This window comes from Mesorhizobium sp. WSM3626, assembly GCF_000513935.1.
Lineage (GTDB): Bacteria > Pseudomonadota > Alphaproteobacteria > Rhizobiales > Rhizobiaceae > Mesorhizobium > Mesorhizobium salmacidum.
In genome coordinates this window covers 2,501-20,446 of record NZ_AZUY01000025.1, presented here as the reverse complement: position 1 = coordinate 20,446, position 17,946 = coordinate 2,501, and the positions used below count along the sequence as shown (strand labels likewise).

The following is a 17,946-nucleotide window of genomic DNA, read 5'->3' as shown; positions in this document are numbered from 1 at the left end:
TGCAGAAATAAATTGCAACACGGTTTTTTCCGAGGCCACAACGCCGGCTTTTCCAGACACCATCTGACTGCTCCTCGGAGCCCCGGCGAACTATCGTCCCGACTCCCCGGCGACACAATCGATTTCGCAACAGCTTCTCTCCGCGCCGACAGCGAGGCATCAGTCCGGCAGCTATCGCGTTGCAAGAACCGCGAGGATGGCCTGCGCCGTCTTGGTATCCGTTACCAGCGCGTTGATCAGCCGGGCGCGAGCGGCGCCAATGATGGCCGTCGCTTTTTCCGGCGTCGCGGCGATACCGATCACCAAGGGCACGGCCCGAAGTTGCGCCGGCGACATGGCGATCATCCGGCCCTCTCCTTCCCAGGCTATCAGCACGCCATCGGCATCGAAATAATGCCGAAGGACATCGCCGGCCGCGTGGACCAGCGCCTGCTCGCTCGGCGTGGCGGCACTCGCCTCGGGCGCGTTGATGGCATGCGGCAGGCCAATGCCGACGATCGCCACATCAGTCCTGTCCCACAGCGCGACGGCATCGCGGATGGTGGCGTCTCCGAGGAAGACCTCGCGCAGCTCGCGCGACGGCAGATAGGGGGCGTGGATGAAGTGCGGCGTGCCGCCGAACTCCTCCGCGGCAAGCCGCACGAATTCGTTGACCTGGAAATGCGCCGCGTGCTGCTGCATGCCGCCGGTTGCGGCCACCGTCAGCACGCCTGGCATGCGCGGCAGGCCGGCTCGAATGACCTCGCGCACGGCGCGCCCCCAGCCGATGGCGACCACAGAGCCGGCCACCAGCTGCGCCTGCCTGAGCAAAGCGCCAAGCGGGGCGGAAAGCGCCGTCAGCGCGCCCGCCGCCGGCGTCTCGACAACGGCGGCGTCCCGCAATTTCAATCCGTCGACAAGTTCCCTGGTGATATCTTCCGGCGTCGCCAGGTCGATGACCTCGATGCGCACGATACCCTCGGCCCGCGCCCGCTGCAGCAGGCGCGAAATCGTTGCGGTGGAGACACCGAGCTGCCGCGCTATGTCGACCTGCGACATCTCCTCCACATAGTGCAGCTTGGCAACCGTGTGCAGCATGGTGCGCGATGCGGTCGCGTCCTGGACGGAGGGAACAGACAGCTTGCAATTCCTTTCAGCAACGTGTTACACACGTATACGCCGATGGGAGTTATCGCGCAAATCCGGCGAACTCGCAACTTGAGGGCCATACCAGGCCAAGCGCCGGCAAGGCTGCTTATCCCAGCGGCCGGCAATGCCTCAGGCGGCAAAAATCTCCCTGCCGGCGGGCGGGCAAACTGACCATTGTATCCACGGGATCAGCGCCCTCGGCGAGAGAGCGCCAACATCGGACAGAAGACCATGACGAAGATGACCACCGCGGAACGGCGCGGCTACCAGCAGATATGCGGCAAGGACGGAGCCATGGTGGCCATCGCTTGCGACCAGCGCGGCGGCATGCGCACCTTGCTGGCGTCGGACCCCGCGGACCAGGCCAGGATCACCAACGACATGCTCGGCGACACCAAGGCCGACATCACGCGCTACCTGGCAAGTGCGGCCTCCTGCGTGCTGCTCGACCCGCTCTGCGCCGTGCCGCGGGTTGTCGATGAAGGCGTGCTGAACCGGGATACCGCACTCCTCATCGGCCTCGACGCCTCCGGTTTCGATGTCTCGCCGGAAGGCTACCGCCTGTCTCGGCTGGTTCCCGACATCGATGCTCGGCGCGTGCGCGAACTCGGCGGCACGGGCGGCAAGATCATGGTGTATCTGCGAGCCGACAAGCCGCAGGCCAACGAACACAACATCGCCATCCTGCGCCAATGCATCACCGATTTTTGCAAGGAGGACCTGCTGCTCGTGGTCGAATTCCTGACCTATCAGCTCGAAGGTGAAAGCCCCGAGGACTATGCGGCCAAGACACCCTGGCTGATCGAGGAGGGTACAAGGATCTCGCTGGAATGCGGCGCGAAGGTGCTGAAGCTTCCCTACCCCGGAACACCGGAAGCCTGCGCCAACATTACAAAGATGGCCGGCGAAGTGCCGTGGGCCGTGCTTTCGGCTGGCGTCAACCACGCCACCTTTCTCGGCCAGGTCGAGATCGCCATGCAAAACGGCGCCTCCGGTGTGATCGCCGGCCGTTCACTGTGGAAGGACTGCATCTCGCTCGACCGTGACATTCAACGCGAAAGGCTTGAGACCATCGCGGTGCCGCGACTGCGCGAGATCCAGGCGGTGATCGGGCACTATCGGCAGAAGGCCGCCGCCTGATATCCTGTTGGATCACCGGCACGTGCAGGATGTCATGCCACAAAAGTCGATGGCCATAGGGATCGATATCGGCGGCACCAATTTGCGTGCCGCCCGCATCTCGGGCACCGGTGAAATGCTCAAACGCCTTTCCGAGAAGAGCGCGCCCGATCCGGAACTGGTGCTTGGCCGCGTTGCCGACATGGTGCGCCTTCTCGATACGCCTGATGTGGTGGCCATCGGCGTCGGTGTTCCCGGCCGCGTCGATGCGCGCCGCGGCGCGGTCCTGTCGGGAGGCTACGTCAACCTTGCCTCGGTCGCGCTCGCGCAGCGGCTGGAAAGCATGACCGGCAAGCCTGTTATCCTCGACAATGACTGCAATATGGCGCTGGCCGCCGAGATGGTCCTTGGCGCCGGCCAAGGCCACGACAACATTGCGATGTTCACCATCGGCACAGGCATCGGCGGCGCCGTCGTCCAGAACCGACGGATCATGCGCGGCCGGGCAACGGCGGGGCAACTTGGCCACATCACCGTCGACGTCAACGGCGAGGTCTGCGCCTGCGGGCGTCGCGGCTGTGTCGAAACCACCAGTTCCGGCACGGCACTTGGCCGCCATATCGCGCGCGCCGGCTTTGGCCCCAACGTTTCGGTCGACCAGCTCTTTGCCCGCGACGCGGCCGGCGACATCAAGGCGCGCGGCATACTGGAGACCTGGGCAAGGCCGATGCGCGCGGCAATCGATACCACCGTCGCCATGTTCGACCCCGATCTCGTCCTGCTTGGCGGTGGGCTTGGCCTGGCGGCACACAGAGCGCTCGGCCACGCGCCGGCGCTGGCGCCGTGGTACCAATGCCCGGTAGCGCCGGCGCAGCTCGGCGACGATGCCGGTGTGATCGGCGCCGCGCTGCAGGCGCTTTCGGCGACGGCGTCGACATCGCCTTCCGTTCAGCCTGGCCGCGCCAGACGCGCCGTGCTCGTCAACGGCATCCCGGCCAGCGGCAAGAGCACAGTGTCACGCGGCATCGCCGATCGCATGGGATGGCCGCTGCTTGCACTCGATACCGTCAAGAATCCGTTCCTCGAAGTGCTCGGCGGCGCCGACCGCGAATTCAATCGCACGCTCGGCCGCGCCAGCTACCAGGCAATCTGGTCGCTCGTCGGCGACGCCCCTGCAGGCAGCACCTTCATCGTCGATGCCTGGTTCGGTTTCCAGCCGCGGCAAGTGCTCGAAAATCATCTGCGCAAGGCCGGCGTCGAACACACAGTCGAAATCTGGTGCCACGCGCCCGGCGAGGTTCTGGCCGAACGTTATGGCGCCCGGCTCGGTCAGCGCCTACCCGGCCATCCCGGCGCTGCCTATATCCCTGAACTGATTGAACTGGCCAAGCGCGCCGAACCGCTGCGGCGCGGGCCGCTGTTCGACGTCGATACGACGCAGCCGATCGACTTCGATGCCATCGCCGCATGGCTGCGCGCGACCCTGGCCAGCGACGCCTGAGCCGCTTCAGGTGCCAGCGCCGGTTATGCCGGTGGCAGCCGAAGCGTCGCGCGGGCGATCTGCCAGGCGGATTTGACATGCCGCCGTGCCGCCGCTTCAGCCTCGTCGGGCCTGCGCGATCTGATGGCGTCCATGATCTCGGTCATTTCAGCAATCGCCGGTCCGCGACGGTTAACCGAAAGAATGGTCATGGAACGCAGCTGATTGATGCGCACATTGAGCCCGGTCACGATCTCCCAGGCGACGCGCTTGTCGGCTGCCTCGAAAAGCACTTCGTAAAACTTTGTCGTCGCCCGCATTACCTCGGCTGGCTTGCCGGATGCCCAAGCTTCGAAAAGATTGGCGAGCGCACTGTCGAGCAGGGTCAGTTGCGCGTTCGTCGCCGACATAGCGCAGGCACGCGCGGCTATGCCTTCGAGCAGGGCCCTGAGCTCATAGATCTCGTCGGTTCGGCCAAGGTCCGGCTTGGCCACCGCCGGCCCGTGCCCCGGTATCATCTGCACCAGGCCTTCAGCCTCTAGCTGCCGCAAGACCTCGCGTACGACCGAACGGCTGACGCCGAGCTGGTCGCAAAGCGGCCGCTCGACCAGCCTTTCGCCGGGCTGGAAATGGAAATCCATGATCGCCTCGCGCATGCGCTCCAGCGCCAGTGTTCTCAAGGTCTTGGCGCTGCGGTCGATGCGAAGCGTGTCGTCTGACATGGGCGGTCTCCTGCCTCGCCACGAAAACAGATTCCATGGCCGGTTGACAAGTTTCTTGGCGCTCCATACCATGGTATACCATAAGATGATATGGCATAGACGACCGAGGACTTCATGCAGCCCGTCATTCGCAAGATCGTCACCTACACCGAAAACACGCTGATCGAGGGCGGCAAGGCAGCGCCTCGGCCGCTGCGCCTGATCGGCGTCGCGGCAGTGCTTGCCAATCCGTGGGCCGGACGCGGCTTCACCGACGATCTGTCGCCCGAAATCCGCGCCTGTGGGCCAGTGCTGGGAGAGACGCTGACCCGGGAAATCATCGCCATCGCCGGTTCGGGCGACGCCATCGAGGGCTACGGCAAGGCCGCGATCTGCGGCACGTCGGGCGAGATCGAACACGCTTCGGCACTGATCCACACGCTGCATTTCGGCAATTACTACCGCCGTGCCGTGGGCGCCAAGACCTATCTCGCCTTCACCAATCTGCGCGGCGGCCCGAACACACCGATCATGATCCCGCTGATGGACAAGAACGACGAGGGTAGGCGCTCGCACTACCTGACAGTGCATTTCCAGATCGGCGACGCGCCGGCGCCGGACGAGTTGGTGGTGGCTCTCGGCGCCTCGATCGGCGGCCGGCCGCACCATCGTATCGGCGACCGCTACCAGGACCTCAAGGAAGTGGGCGACCTGCATGGCTGACGCACCCGCATCGGCATGGGCTCGACAGGGTACGGCGCCTGATGGCACCGGCTTCATTCGAGCCGGCTCGGGCGCGCCGGTGCTGTTCATCCATGGCGTCGGCATGAATGCAGCGATCTGGCAGCCGCAGATCGACAGGATGGCCGGCAGTTGGGATGTGATCGCCATCGACATGCTCGGCCATGGCCGGTCGCCGCTCCCGCCACCGAACCCGGAACTGGCCGACTATGCCGACCAGGCCATTCGCTTGCTCGATCATCTCGGCCTCGACAAGGTGTCGGTCGTCGGCCACTCGATGGGCGCGCTCGTCGCCCAGGAGCTTGCGTTGCGGGCAGCCCAGCGCGTTCGCGGCATCGTATCGCTGAATGCCGTGTTCCGGCGCCCACCAGAATTGGCCGAGGCCGTCCGCCAGCGCGCGGCCGCCCTCACCGGCCAGGGCGACGCGACTGGCACGGCACAGACCATTGCCCGCTGGTTCGGGGATCCGGTGCCCGCCGAACTCGAGGCGGCGGCGGGCAAGACGGTATCCGCGCTCAGTGCGGTCGACCCGGAAGGCTACGCCCGCACCTATCGCCTGTTCGCCCGCGCCGACGGCGACCACGCCGAGCGCCTGCAAACGCTTGCCGTGCCGGCTCTGTTCATGACCGGGTCCGAGGACAGGAACTCCTCGCCAGCGATGTCGGCCGCTCTGGCACGGTTGGCGCCGCATGGCCGCTGCATCGTGCTTGCCGGCGAACGGCACATGATGGCGGTGGCCGCGCCGGACCGCACCACGCGCCGCATCGTCGGCTTCCTCGAAGCAGCGGAGCAAGGGGACGGGACGGCGACTTCCGGTTTCGACAGCGGCGACTTCCGCCGCGCGCTCGGCTCCTTCCTTACCGGCGTCACCATCGTCACCACGATCGGGCCCGAAGGCGAGCCGCGCGGCTTCACAGCCAACTCCTTCACCTCGGTGTCGCTCGATCCGCCGCTGGTACTCGTCTGTATCGCCCATAAAGCCTTGGGCCATCCCGTCTTCGCCACCTCGAAGAGCTTCGCCATCAACATCCTCAATGAGGATCAGAAGGCGGCATCCGGCATCTTCGCCTCGAAAGCGGCCGACAAATTCGCCTCCGTGGCCTGGCGTCCAGGACAGACCGGCAGCCCGTTGCTGGACGGCTCGGTCGCGTCGTTCGACTGCGACATGGAGCGGCTGGTCGACGCGGGCGACCATTCCATCCTTATTGGCCGCGTACGCGATTTCGAGCACAACTCCTCGCAGCCTCTCGGCTACTGCCGCGGCGCCTATATCGCACCCGGCCTCAGCCAGGAGGCGCTTGCCGCCGCCCAGCCCGGCACCGATGTCGGCGCCATTCTCGAAAATGGCGGCAGGATCCTATTCCTGGAAACGGCTGATGGCTTCGAACTGCCGCGCGGCCGGGGACTGGGCTCGGCCGGCGATGGCACGAGCCTCCGGGGCCTGCTTGCCGCCAAGGCTATCGAGGCCCAGCTCGGCTTCCTTTTCGCCGTCTGGGACGACGCTGGCAATTCGTCGCGCACGCATGTTTATTATCGCGGCACGTTCGACGTGCCCGCCTCCAGCGATCGTGGCATCCGACTGGTCGACATCGACGCGATCAGCGACTTGAAGATCGTCGATCCGGCGGTCCGCTCGATGCTTACCCGCTATGTCAGGGAATGCACGCAGGACGCCTTTGGCGTCTATGTCGGTAATGAGATGGAAGGCGAAGTCAGGCCGCTGGGCAAAGCGCCCACGTCCGCTGCCGCCTATACAGGTGACCACAGATGAAGTTCTCGCTCTTCGTGCATATGGAACGGTCGGATCTCGCCAAGCCGCATTCCGAGCTGGTGAGCGAGCTCGAGGAATTGGTCCTGCAAGCGGAGCAGGCCGGTTTCGAGACGGCCTGGATCGGCGAGCATCATGGCATGGAATTCACCATCTCGCCGAACCCATTCGTCAACATCGCCTACCTGGCGGCCAAAACCAGCCGCATCCGTCTCGGCACGGGCACGATCGTTGCGCCATTCTGGCATCCGATCAAGCTTGCCGGCGAAGCGGCGATGGCCGACGTCATCAGCGGCGGCCGGCTCGACATCGGCATCGCGCGCGGCGCCTACAGTTACGAATACCAACGTCTCTTCCCCGGGCTCGACGCCTGGGGCGCGGGCCAGCGCATGCGCGAGATGGTACCGGCGATCCGTGGCCTATGGGACGGCGACTTCGAACTCTCCGGCGAGTTCTGGTCGTTCCCGCCGACCACTTCCTCGCCCAAGCCCTTGCAGAAACCATATCCGCCGATCTGGGTAGCGGCGCGCGACCCGAACTCACACGATTTTGCGGTCGTCAACCACTGCAAGGTCCAGGTAACGCCGCTGGCTTCAGGCGACGACGAGGTGTCGAGCCTGATGCAGCGCTTCAACGCCGCTTGCGATGCGCATCCCGACATCGCCCGGCCGGAAATCATGCTCTTGATGCACACATTCGTCGCCAAGCATGCGGCCGACGCCGATCGGCTCGCCCGGGACCTGTCGAATTTCTACTGCCAGTTCGGCGCCTGGTTCCAGAACAAGAAGCCGGTGCATCAGGGTGTGCTCGAGCCGCTGACGCCGGACGAGATCGCGGCGATGCCGCAATACGCTCCCGACAAGATCAGGCAGAATCTGGTGATCGGCGAAGCCGACGAAGTCATTGCCCGGCTGAAGGCCTATGAGGCGCTCGGCTACGACCAGTACTCGATCTGGATCGACAGCGGGCTCTCGCACGAACGCAAGAAGAAATCGCTGCAACTGTTCATCGACCGGGTGATGCCGGCCTTCCTCTGATAGCGAGCCCATGACCGACGCTCTTTTCAGGAACTTCATCGACGGCCGTTTCGACGAGCCATCCGCGACCTTCGACAGCATCGATCCGTCGACCGGCGCGCCATGGGCCAGGATGCCGGCGGCGAGCGAAGCCGATGTCGACCGTGCTGTCGAGGCGGCGCACCGGGCCCTGCGTTCGGGCCCGTGGACGGCGATGACCGCCACCGCGCGCGGCAAACTGCTGGTCAAGCTCGGCGACCTCGTCGCCGCCAATGCCGGGCGTCTTGCCGAACTCGAGACACGCGACACCGGCAAGATCATCCGCGAGACCCGTGCCCAGATCGCCTATGTCGGCGACTACTACCGCTACTATGGCGGGCTCGCCGACAAGCATGAAGGCGCGCATGTGCCGATCGACAAGGCGGATCTCGACGTCACCATCCGCCGCGAGCCGATCGGCGTCGTTGCCGCGGTCGTGCCTTGGAATTCGCAGCTCTTCCTGTCCGCCGTCAAGCTCGGCCCGGCGCTGGCCGCCGGCTGCACGGTCGTGCTCAAGGCCTCCGAGGATGGCCCGGCGCCATCGCTCGCCTTCGCCGAACTCGTCCAGCAGGCCGGCTTTCCCGAAGGCACTGTCAACATTCTCACCGGCTTCGGCCAGGATTGCGGCCGCCGCCTGACCAGCCATCCGCTGGTCTCGCGCGTCGCCTTCACCGGCGGCCCGTCCACGGCGCGTGCGATCGTCAGGAACACAGCGGAAAATCTCGCCTATACGACGCTCGAGCTCGGCGGCAAGAGCCCGGTCGTCGTCTTCGCCGATGCCGATCTCGACAGCGCCGCCAACGCGGTCGTCGCCGGCATTTTTGCCGCGACCGGCCAAAGCTGCGTCGCCGGCTCGCGACTGCTGGTCGAAGGTTCGGTGAAGGACGAGTTCCTCGCCCGGCTGAAGCTCAAGGCCGAGGCGATCAGGATCGGCGATCCGCAGGACCCGGCCACCGAAATGGGTCCGCTCGCCACACAACGTCAGCGCGACTGGATCGAAAAGATCGTCGCGGAAAGCCTCGCCAAGGGCGGCACGCTGATCACCGGAGGGACACGCCCCGGCGGCCTCGGCTTCTACTACGCGCCGACCATCATTGATGCCGGCGACAGCAATCTGGCATGTGTGCGCGAGGAATTGTTCGGGCCTGTGCTCAGCGTGCTTGCCTTCGACACCGAAGCACAAGCGCTGGCGCTCGCCAACGACACCCCCTTCGGCCTGGCTTCCGGCGTGTTCACCAGCAATCTCGGCAAGGCGCACCGCATGGCGCGCGACATCCATGCCGGCGTCGTCTGGGTCAACACCTACCGCGCCGTGTCGCCGCTCGTTCCCTTCGGCGGTTACGGCCATTCCGGGCTCGGCCGCGAGGGCGGCCTCGATGCCATCAGAGACTATACGCGCTCCAAATCCGTCTGGATCAAGACCTCGGACGAGCCGATCCCCGATCCCTTCGTCATGCGCTGAACAGCGTGTGGCGCAGGTGCACTGAGAAAAACAAGAACAGACCAACAGAGGAGAACAAAATGAAACTGATTTTGACCGGCATTCTGGCCGGACTGCTCGCGGCGACCGCCGCCAAGGCCGATGAAATGGCGTTCACCAGCTGGGGTGGCACAACGCAGGAAGCACAGACCAAATCCTGGGCGGCGCCCTTCGAAGCCAGCTCCGGCATCAAGGTCCTCCAGGACGGGCCGACCGACTACGGGAAGCTCAAGGCCATGGTCGACGCCGGCAACGTCACCTGGGATGTCGTCGACGTCGAGATGGACTTCGCTATAAAGGCCGCCAAGGATGGTCTGCTGGAGCCTATCGACTATGCGATCGTGCCCAAGGCCGATCTCGACCCCCGCTTCAGCAATGAGCATGCCGTCGGCAGCTTCTACTATTCCTTCGTGCTCGCCTGGAACAAGGGCGCGGTCTCCGGCGACACGGCTAGCTGGGCCGACATGTTCGACACCAAGAAGTTCCCCGGCAAACGGACCTTCTACAAATGGTCGGCGCCGGGCGTCATCGAGATCGCACTGCTCGCCGACGGCGTGCCGGCGGACAAGCTCTATCCGCTCGACCTCGACCGCGCCTTCAAGAAGCTCGACACCATCAAGTCGGACATTGTCTGGTGGAGCGGTGGCGCGGAGTCGCAGCAGCTGATCGCCTCCGGCGAGGCCGCCTTCGGCCAGCTCTGGAACGGCCGCGTCTTCGCGTTGCAGCAGGACGGAACCGATGTCGGCGTCTCCTGGAAGCAGAACCTAACCGCCGCTGACGTTCTGGTCGTACCGAAAGGGGCGAAGAACAAGGATAGCGCCATGAAGTTCCTGGCCGCAGCCACCAGCCCGGCCGGCCAGGCGAAATTCGCCGAGGCCAGCGGCTATGCGCCGATCAATACCAAGGCCAAGGCCGAGATGACGGCCGATGCGGTCAAGGCCCTGCCCGACGCTCATGTCGACGGCCAGATCAACCTCGACATGAACTACTGGGCCGAGCATCGCGACGAGATCGCCACGCGCTGGTACGCCTGGCAGACCAAATAGCGCCACAGAAACCGACGGGGCGCGGGAACCGCGCCCCGTTCGGGTAACGGGAACCGGCCGATGCAAGGAAATTCTCTCAGACGCGGTGCCATTGCCGGCCTGCCGGCCGGCAGCGGCGGCGCCTTGCCGGCCGTCGTTCTGGTCGGCCTGTTCTTCGTCGTGCCGGTCGTCGCCCTTTTGCTGCGCAGCGTCACCGATCCCGAGCCCGGTCTGCAGAACTACGCCGCGCTGTTCGGCAGCGGCACCTATGTGCGCGTATTCCTGAACACCTTCCTCGTCGCCGCCGTCGTCACCGCCGTCACCATCGTGGTGGCGTTTCCGGTAGCCTGGATGCTGGCGATCATGCCGCCGGCCTTCGGCTCGCTCGTCTTCGGCATCATCATCCTGTCGATGTGGACCAACCTCCTCACCCGGACCTATGCCTGGATGGTGCTGCTGCAACGCACAGGGGTGATCAACAGGACCCTGATGGGCCTGGGCATCATCCAGGAGCCGCTGCCACTGATCAACAATCTCACCGGCGTCACCATCGGCATGGTCTACATCATGCTGCCCTTCATGATCCTGCCGCTGGTCGGCACGCTGCGCGCCATCGACCCGATGACGCTGCGCGCCGCCGCCCTTTGCGGGGCAACCCCGTTCCAGGCCTTCCGCCGTATCCTGTTGCCGCTGTCGCTTCCCGGCATCGCCGCCGGCGGGCTGATGGTCTTCGTCATGTCGCTTGGCTACTTCGTCACGCCTGCCCTGCTCGGCGGCACGTCCAACATGATGCTGGCCGAGATGATCGCCCAGACGGTGCAGTCGCTGCTCAACTGGGGACTCGGCAGTGCGGCCGCCTTCGTCCTGCTCGTCGTCACTATGGCGCTTTACGCGCTCCAGCTTCGTCTGGTCGGCGCCAAGCGCCCCGCCGGAGGGCTCTGACATGCTGCTCGACTATGACAGGCTCGGATGGCTGCGCATGGCGCTTGCCGGCTTTACCGCGCTGGTCGCGGCTTTTTTGCTGCTGCCGGTGGTTTTCATCGTGCTCTTGTCGTTCGGCTCCTCACGCTGGCTTGCCTTCCCGCCGCCCGGCTGGACGCTGAAATGGTACGAGCAGCTGTTGGCGGACCCGACCTGGATCGATGCCGCGCTGACCAGCGCAAAAATCGCCGCCATGGCCGCCATCCTCGCCGTCATCATTGGCCTGTTCGCATCCTTCGGTTTGATCCGGGGTGAATTTCGCGGGCGCCAGATCCTGCGTGGGCTGCTGCTGACGCCCATGGTGCTGCCAGTGGTGGTGTTCGCCATCGCCGTCTACGCTTTCTTCCTGCGCATCGGGCTGGCGGGCACCACGATCGGCTTCGTCATCTCGCACACCGTCCTGGCACTGCCCTTCGCCATCATTCCGATCACCGCCGCGCTCGAGGGTTTCGACAAGTCCATCGAGGACGCGGCCATCGTCTGCGGCGCCAGCCCGCTGCAGGCACGGTTGCGGATCACCTTGCCCTCGATCCGGATCGGCATCTTCTCGGCGGCGATCTTTTCCTTCCTCGCCTCATGGGACGAGGTCGTGGTGGCGATCTTCATGGCGAGCCCGACCTTGCAGACCTTGCCGGTGAAGATCTGGGGCAGTTTGCGCGCCGACCTCAGTCCGGTCGTCGCCGCCGCCTCCAGCCTGCTCGTCTGCCTGACCTTGTGCCTGATGATCGTGACCGCACTCTTTCGCAGAAAATTATCGAGATGACCCGGCCATTCCTGTCCATACGCGCGGTGAGGAAGACGTTCGGCGCCTTCGTCGCCGTCCACGACGTCACCATCGATGTGCCCAAGGGCGAATTCCTGACCTTCCTCGGGCCGTCCGGCTCCGGCAAGTCGACGACGCTCTATGCGATCGCCGGCTTCCAGGATCCGAGCTCCGGCGACGTTCTGCTGGAGGACAAGTCGCTGCTTTCAGTGCCGTCGCACAAGCGCAACATCGGCATGGTCTTCCAGCGTTACACGCTGTTTCCGCATCTGAGCGTTGCCGAAAACGTCGCCTTCCCGCTGCGCGTGCGCGGCCGCCCCGACGCCGAAGTGAAAAGGAAAGTCGCCGACATGCTGGCGCTGGTGCGGCTGGAGAATTTCGCCGGCCGCTATCCCGGCGCGCTATCGGGCGGCCAGCAGCAGCGCGTGGCGCTTGCCCGTGCGCTCGCCTACGATCCGCCGATCCTGCTGATGGACGAGCCGCTGTCGGCGCTCGACAAGAAACTGCGCCAGGAGATCCAGGCCGAGATCCGCCGCATCCACCGTGAGACCGGTGTCACCATCCTCTATGTCACCCACGATCAGGAAGAGGCGCTGCATCTGTCGGATCGCATCGCCCTGTTCAAGGAAGGGCGTATCGAGCAGATCGGCACCGGCGAGGACCTTTATCTCAGGCCGGCCAGCGAGTTCGTCGCCGGCTTCATCGGCAATTCGAATTTCCTGCCCGCCGAGCATCTGGAAACCGCCAATGGCGCATCGACCGTGCGCCTGGCCGACGGTTCGGTCGTGAGCGGCGTGAAGACGACGCAGGCCTTCGATCGCGGCCAGAAGGCCCGCCTGATGGTGCGCCCCGAGGCGTTCCGGCTGACGCCCGGACCTGCATGCGCAGCGCTCGCCGTCGAGATCGTCGATACCGCCTTCTTCGGTGACCGCAAGCGCGTCGTGGCGCGAACCGGCGGCGGCGATGAGATCGATGTCAGGCCGACTTCGGACGCGGCGGAACCGGATAGCGCGGATTGCGCCACCGGCAGGCGGATTTTTTTCGATCCTGCTTCCGCCTTCCTGTTTCCAGCCTGAAGCCGCCAAGCCCACTGGCATTGTTGTAGCGGCCGAACTCGAGCTGTTTCCTGATGAAGCTCTCACAGTGCTCGTTCAAAGCGCAGTTGGGTATGGCGACCTCCTGGTGGAGATCATGGCTTGAGCGTCATTGATGACAATAGATAGCGATAGCTGGCAATCCACTGCCGATTCGGCGACGCTTCATCATCATGACCCGCCAAGCGGCATCGCCTCGGTCCCGATTCGACGGAATTGGACTACCGATTGGGGCAGCACCACGCGATCGAGGGTCTCGGTGCGAGCGGAGGCCGCAGATCCTGCTATCCACCATCCAATAGCGTGTGAGGAAGCCGGCTGAGTTAAAGCCCAACCGGCTAATCTGTTCATGCTTGGCGGCCAATCAATCTTGAACCTGGCCATCCCTCCATGGTCTTCACTGATTTGATTTTTGTCCGCGGCATCGGCGTCGCCTCTTTTGCGGGCCTGGACAGGATTGGATCGACACTCCACGGTGATTCGCATACGCAACGGCCCGCCGGCTTGGAGCCTTGGCGGCTGTCTTTTTGATTTGGTTTTGGGGGGAGGATTTGATTTTTGTGCGGGTCGCCGGCTTGGTCTGCTTGGGGCGGTCAGGCCGGATCCAAGGCGGCGCTTATCCGAACGCAAAGCGGCCCGCCGGCTTTGAGCCTGGCGGGCCGTTTTGGTAAGTTTGGTTGCGGGGACAGGATTTGAACCTGTGACCTTCAGGTTATGAGCCTGACGAGCTACCGGGCTGCTCCACCCCGCGCCACCACCGCGATCGCCGCTCTACTTTGGCGACTGCGGCATTCCTGTATCCACCAAATGAAAGGGCCGCTTAGAGCGGCCCGGGATCCCTTGGCGGGCTTTTATGCATGTCGCCCAAAAGTGTTAGCGGTTTTGGGGCAACGACATGCATCGAACAAAGCAATGAGAAGATTTCTCTGTCATCCGGTTGGATGTGAGTTTGAACGTGCGTTTAGCAGACCTGGCAGCGACCTACTCTCCCGCGTCTTGAGACGAAGTACCATCAGCGCTGGAGCGTTTCACGGCCGAGTTCGGAATGGGATCGGGTGCAGCCGCTCCGCCATAACCACCAGGTCGGCAAAACGCACGTTATTCGAGAAGCTGGTTTGAGCGAATAGCCATAGAGAGGAGCGAATAGGGGACCTATTTTGTGCTTTCTCGGAGCTTTTCGCTGGTCTTTTTTGTGCCTGGCCGTCCTTGGGTCTGGCCCTTCGAAGCGAAGCTTCGCAAGGTCGACCGACCGTCGGCGCCGATGCGCCGCACCCACGTAGCGCCGCCCGAAGGGCGGAACAAGCGTGAGTGAGAACAAACCATTTGACTTCGTCAAATGGACATTAGGAATGAGAACGATCAAGCCGATCGAACTATTAGTACCGGTAAGCTTCAAGCGTTGCCGCTCTTCCACACCCGGCCTATCAACGTGGTCGTCTTCCACGGTTCTCAGGGAATACTCGTTTTAAGGTGGGTTTCCCGCTTAGATGCCTTCAGCGGTTATCCCGTCCGGATATAGCTACCCTGCTATGCGGCTGGCGCCACAACAGGTCCACCAGAGATCCGTCCATCCCGGTCCTCTCGTACTAGGGACAGATCCTTTCAATATTCCTACACCCACGGCAGATAGGGACCGAACTGTCTCACGACGTTCTGAACCCAACTCACGTACCGCTTTAAATGGCGAACAGCCATACCCTTGGGACCTGCTCCAGCCCCAGGATGCGATGAGTCGACATCGAGGTGCCAAACAACCCCGTCGATATGGACTCTTGGGGGTCATCAGCCTGTTATCCCCGGCGTACCTTTTATCCGTTGAGCGATGGCCCTTCCACGCGGGACCACCGGATCACTATGACCGACTTTCGTCTCTGCTCGACTTGTCAGTCTCGCAGTCAGGCAGGCTTATGCCATTGCACTCAGCGAACGATTTCCGACCGTTCTGAGCCCACCATCGCGCGCCTCCGTTACTCTTTAGGAGGCGACCGCCCCAGTCAAACTACCCACCATACATTGTCCCGGACCCGGATAACGGGCCGCGGTTAGACATCCATAGTAATAAGGGTGGTATTTCAAGGGTGGCTCCACCTGAGCTGGCGCCCAGGTTTCAAAGCCTACCACCTATCCTACACATGCCACTACGAATGCCAATGTAAAGCTATAGTAAAGGTGCACGGGGTCTTTCCGTCTAACCGCAGGAACCCCGCATCTTCACGGGGAATTCAATTTCACTGAGTCTATGCTGGAGACAGCGGGGAAGTCGTTACGCCATTCGTGCAGGTCGGAACTTACCCGACAAGGAATTTCGCTACCTTAGGACCGTTATAGTTACGGCCGCCGTTTACTGGGGCTTCGATTCAGAGCTTGCACCCCTCCTCTTAACCTTCCAGCACCGGGCAGGCGTCAGACCCTATACGTCGTCTTGCGACTTCGCAGAGCCCTGTGTTTTTGATAAACAGTCGCTACCCCCTGGTCTGTGCCACCCTCCTCTACTTGCGTAGAAAAGGGTCACGCTTCTTCCGAAGTTACGCGTGCAATTTGCCGAGTTCCTTCAGCATAGTTCTCTCAAGCGCCTTGGTATACTCTACCAGACCACCAGTGTCGGTTTCGGGTACGGTTTATAAGGAGGAGCTATTTCCTGGAACCACGCAGCAGCCCGTTCAATCCGATAAGATTGGACTACCTCAATGATCCGTCACTACCTCCAAGCCCACGAATATTAACGTGGTTCCCATCGACTACGCGTTTCCGCCTCGTCTTAGGGGCCGGCTAACCCTGCTCAGATTAGCTTTAAGCAGGAACCCTTGGTCTTTCGGCGGGGGAGTCTCTCACTCCCCTTACGTTACTCATGTCAGCATTCGCACTTCTGATACCTCCACCACCCCTCACGGGTATGGCTTCATCAGCTTACAGAACGCTCCGCTACCGCTTGGCCCTTGCGGACCAAACCCTAAGCTTCGGTGTATGGCTTTAGCCCCGTTACATTTTCGGCGCAAAGACCCTTATTTAGACCAGTGAGCTGTTACGCTTTCTTTAAATGATGGCTGCTTCTAAGCCAACATCCTGGTTGTTTTGGGATCCTCACATCCTTTCCCACTTAGCCATAACTTGGGGACCTTAGCTGTAGGTCAGGGTTGTTTCCCTTTTCACGACGGACGTTAGCACCCGCCGTGTGTCTGCCGACTAGTACTCCCAGGTATTCGGAGTTTGGTTAGGTTTGGTAATCCGGTGAGGACCCCTAGCCCATCCAGTGCTCTACCCCCTGGGGTATTCGGTCGACGCTCTACCTAAATAGATTTCGCGGAGAACCAGCTATTTCCGAGTTTGATTGGCCTTTCACCCCTAGCCACAAGTCATCCCGAACTATTGCAACAGTTATGGGTTCGGTCCTCCAGTAAGTGTTACCTTACCTTCAACCTGCTCATGGCTAGATCACTCGGTTTCGGGTCTAATGCGACGAACTGAACGCCCTGTTCAGACTCGCTTTCGCTGCGCCTACACCTAGCGGTTTAAGCTTGCTCGTCACACTAAGTCGCTGACCCATTATACAAAAGGTACGTGGTCACCCAGGACGAACCTTGGGCTTCCACTGTTTGTAGGCAATCGGTTTCAGGTACTCTTTCACTCCCCTTGTCGGGGTGCTTTTCACCTTTCCCTCACGGTACTAGTTCGCTATCGGTCATGCACGAGTACTTAGGCTTGGAGGGTGGTCCCCCCAATTTCAGACAGGATTTCACGTGTCCCGCCTTACTCGAGGACGATTGATTGCATTACGCGTACGGGGCTGTCACCCACTATGGCCCTACTTTCCAGAAGGTTCCGCTTGTCTCTCAATCGCCACTGGCCTGGTCCGGGTTCGCTCGCCACTACTTCCGGAGTCTCGGTTGATGTCCTTTCCTACGGGTACTTAGATGTTTCAGTTCCCCGCGTTCGCCACTTTATCCCTATGTATTCAGGATAAGTTACCTATATCTGATACTTGGAAACCACAGCAGCAAGCCTGCGCGATCTCGAAGAGATCGTCGCCTCACGCGCAATCCTTGCGGATTTTGCGTCAGTCACCCTGCTACTCTGATTTTCCAAGCACCTTAGGTGGGTTTCCCCATTCGGAAATCTACGGATCAAAGGGTATTCGCACCTCCCCGTAGCTTATCGCAGCGTATCACGTCCTTCATCGCCTGTGCATGCCAAGGCATCCACCAATTGCCCTTAAGACACTTGATCGTTCTCATTGCCAATATCCACCGCGCAATCCGAAGGATTGTCGCTTCAGCCAAACCCTTACGGGATCAGCCCAAGCGCAATCCCCAAGGGATTGTCGCCACGCGATCCCAAAGGGATCGTCGCCACGTGACAACCCTACAGGTTGCACTTCACGTGACAACCCTACGGGTTGCACTTGATGTCATTGGCACAAAAAGACCAGCTTCTCGAGATCGGTTCGAGGGTGCGGTTAGGCAAACCCATCATATGCAAGGGATTGAGCGTCCCTTGCGACAAATCATGATCCTTGCGGCTCATGAAGTTCGAACAAATCTTCTCTTTACGATGTCAAACAGAACAGGCGGAGAGCCAAGGGCTCGCCGCAAACTCTTTTTACGAATGACTTTT

General features: G+C 62.4%; 12 protein-coding genes, 1 tRNA gene, 2 rRNA genes and 1 pseudogene. 10 read left to right on the top strand and 6 right to left on the bottom strand.

The window, feature by feature from the left end; translation table 11 throughout:
• Positions 1-171: 171 nt before the first annotated feature.
• Complete coding sequence (locus tag M653_RS0118145; RefSeq protein WP_027144620.1) at positions 172-1,077, bottom strand: sugar-binding domain-containing protein; 906 nt, start codon at positions 1,075-1,077, stop codon at positions 172-174.
• A 282-nt stretch (positions 1,078-1,359) separates the two neighbouring features.
• On the opposite strand from M653_RS0118145, the gene M653_RS0118140 reads away from it, so the two are divergent.
• Both M653_RS0118140 and M653_RS0118135 read left to right on the top strand, forming a co-directional pair.
• On the top strand, positions 1,360-2,268 hold the full coding sequence (locus M653_RS0118140; protein ID WP_027144619.1) for a tagatose-bisphosphate aldolase: 909 nt from the start codon (positions 1,360-1,362) through the stop codon (positions 2,266-2,268).
• Between the two features lie 34 nt (positions 2,269-2,302).
• Complete coding sequence (locus tag M653_RS0118135; RefSeq protein ID WP_027144618.1) at positions 2,303-3,748, top strand: ROK family protein; 1,446 nt, start codon at positions 2,303-2,305, stop codon at positions 3,746-3,748.
• 23 nt (positions 3,749-3,771) lie between these two features.
• On the opposite strand, the gene M653_RS0118130 is transcribed toward M653_RS0118135, so the two are convergent.
• Positions 3,772-4,449, bottom strand: coding sequence for a GntR family transcriptional regulator (locus M653_RS0118130; RefSeq protein ID WP_027144617.1), 678 nt, complete (start codon positions 4,447-4,449; stop codon positions 3,772-3,774).
• A 114-nt stretch (positions 4,450-4,563) separates the two neighbouring features.
• Here M653_RS0118130 and M653_RS0118125 point away from each other — a divergent pair, with 114 nt between their 5' ends.
• The 8 genes from M653_RS0118125 to M653_RS0118090 are packed head-to-tail and all read left to right on the top strand — an operon-like array spanning position 4,564 to position 13,317.
• Complete coding sequence (locus M653_RS0118125) at positions 4,564-5,151, top strand: amino acid synthesis family protein (protein WP_027144616.1); 588 nt, start codon at positions 4,564-4,566, stop codon at positions 5,149-5,151.
• Complete coding sequence (locus tag M653_RS0118120; RefSeq protein WP_027144615.1) at positions 5,144-6,940, top strand: alpha/beta fold hydrolase; 1,797 nt, start codon at positions 5,144-5,146, stop codon at positions 6,938-6,940. The genes M653_RS0118125 and M653_RS0118120 overlap by 8 nt, the downstream gene beginning before the upstream one ends.
• Positions 6,937-7,974 carry an LLM class flavin-dependent oxidoreductase gene (locus tag M653_RS0118115; protein ID WP_027144614.1) on the top strand — a complete coding sequence of 346 codons (1,038 nt, stop codon included), beginning with the start codon at positions 6,937-6,939 and terminating at the stop codon, positions 7,972-7,974. The genes M653_RS0118120 and M653_RS0118115 overlap by 4 nt, the downstream gene beginning before the upstream one ends.
• 10 nt (positions 7,975-7,984) lie before the next feature.
• On the top strand, positions 7,985-9,454 hold the full coding sequence (locus M653_RS0118110; RefSeq protein WP_027144613.1) for an aldehyde dehydrogenase: 1,470 nt from the start codon (positions 7,985-7,987) through the stop codon (positions 9,452-9,454).
• Between the two features lie 59 nt (positions 9,455-9,513).
• On the top strand, positions 9,514-10,518 hold the full coding sequence (locus M653_RS0118105) for an ABC transporter substrate-binding protein (protein WP_027144612.1): 1,005 nt from the start codon (positions 9,514-9,516) through the stop codon (positions 10,516-10,518).
• A gap of 60 nt (positions 10,519-10,578) precedes the next feature.
• Positions 10,579-11,439: an ABC transporter permease gene (locus tag M653_RS0118100; protein ID WP_027144611.1), complete on the top strand. Its 861-nt coding sequence runs from the start codon at positions 10,579-10,581 to the stop codon at positions 11,437-11,439.
• Position 11,440: 1 nt separating this feature from the next.
• Positions 11,441-12,241 carry an ABC transporter permease gene (locus tag M653_RS0118095; RefSeq protein ID WP_027144610.1) on the top strand — a complete coding sequence of 267 codons (801 nt, stop codon included), beginning with the start codon at positions 11,441-11,443 and terminating at the stop codon, positions 12,239-12,241.
• Positions 12,238-13,317 carry an ABC transporter ATP-binding protein gene (locus M653_RS0118090; RefSeq protein ID WP_027144609.1) on the top strand — a complete coding sequence of 360 codons (1,080 nt, stop codon included), beginning with the start codon at positions 12,238-12,240 and terminating at the stop codon, positions 13,315-13,317. The genes M653_RS0118095 and M653_RS0118090 overlap by 4 nt, the downstream gene beginning before the upstream one ends.
• Positions 13,318-13,330: 13 nt before the next feature.
• Here the strand turns inward: M653_RS0118090 and M653_RS1000000138240 are convergent.
• The 4 genes and pseudogenes from M653_RS1000000138240 to M653_RS0118075 all read right to left on the bottom strand — a co-directional run.
• Positions 13,331-13,411 (bottom strand): annotated as a pseudogene (locus tag M653_RS1000000138240) (type II toxin-antitoxin system ParD family antitoxin); the annotation flags it as partial.
• Positions 13,412-14,009: 598 nt separating this feature from the next.
• A tRNA-Met gene (locus M653_RS0118085) sits at positions 14,010-14,086 on the bottom strand.
• A 217-nt stretch (positions 14,087-14,303) separates the two neighbouring features.
• Positions 14,304-14,418 (bottom strand): 5S ribosomal RNA (rrf, locus tag M653_RS0118080).
• Between the two features lie 272 nt (positions 14,419-14,690).
• Positions 14,691-17,559, bottom strand: a 23S ribosomal RNA gene (locus tag M653_RS0118075).
• Positions 17,560-17,946 lie beyond the last annotated feature (387 nt).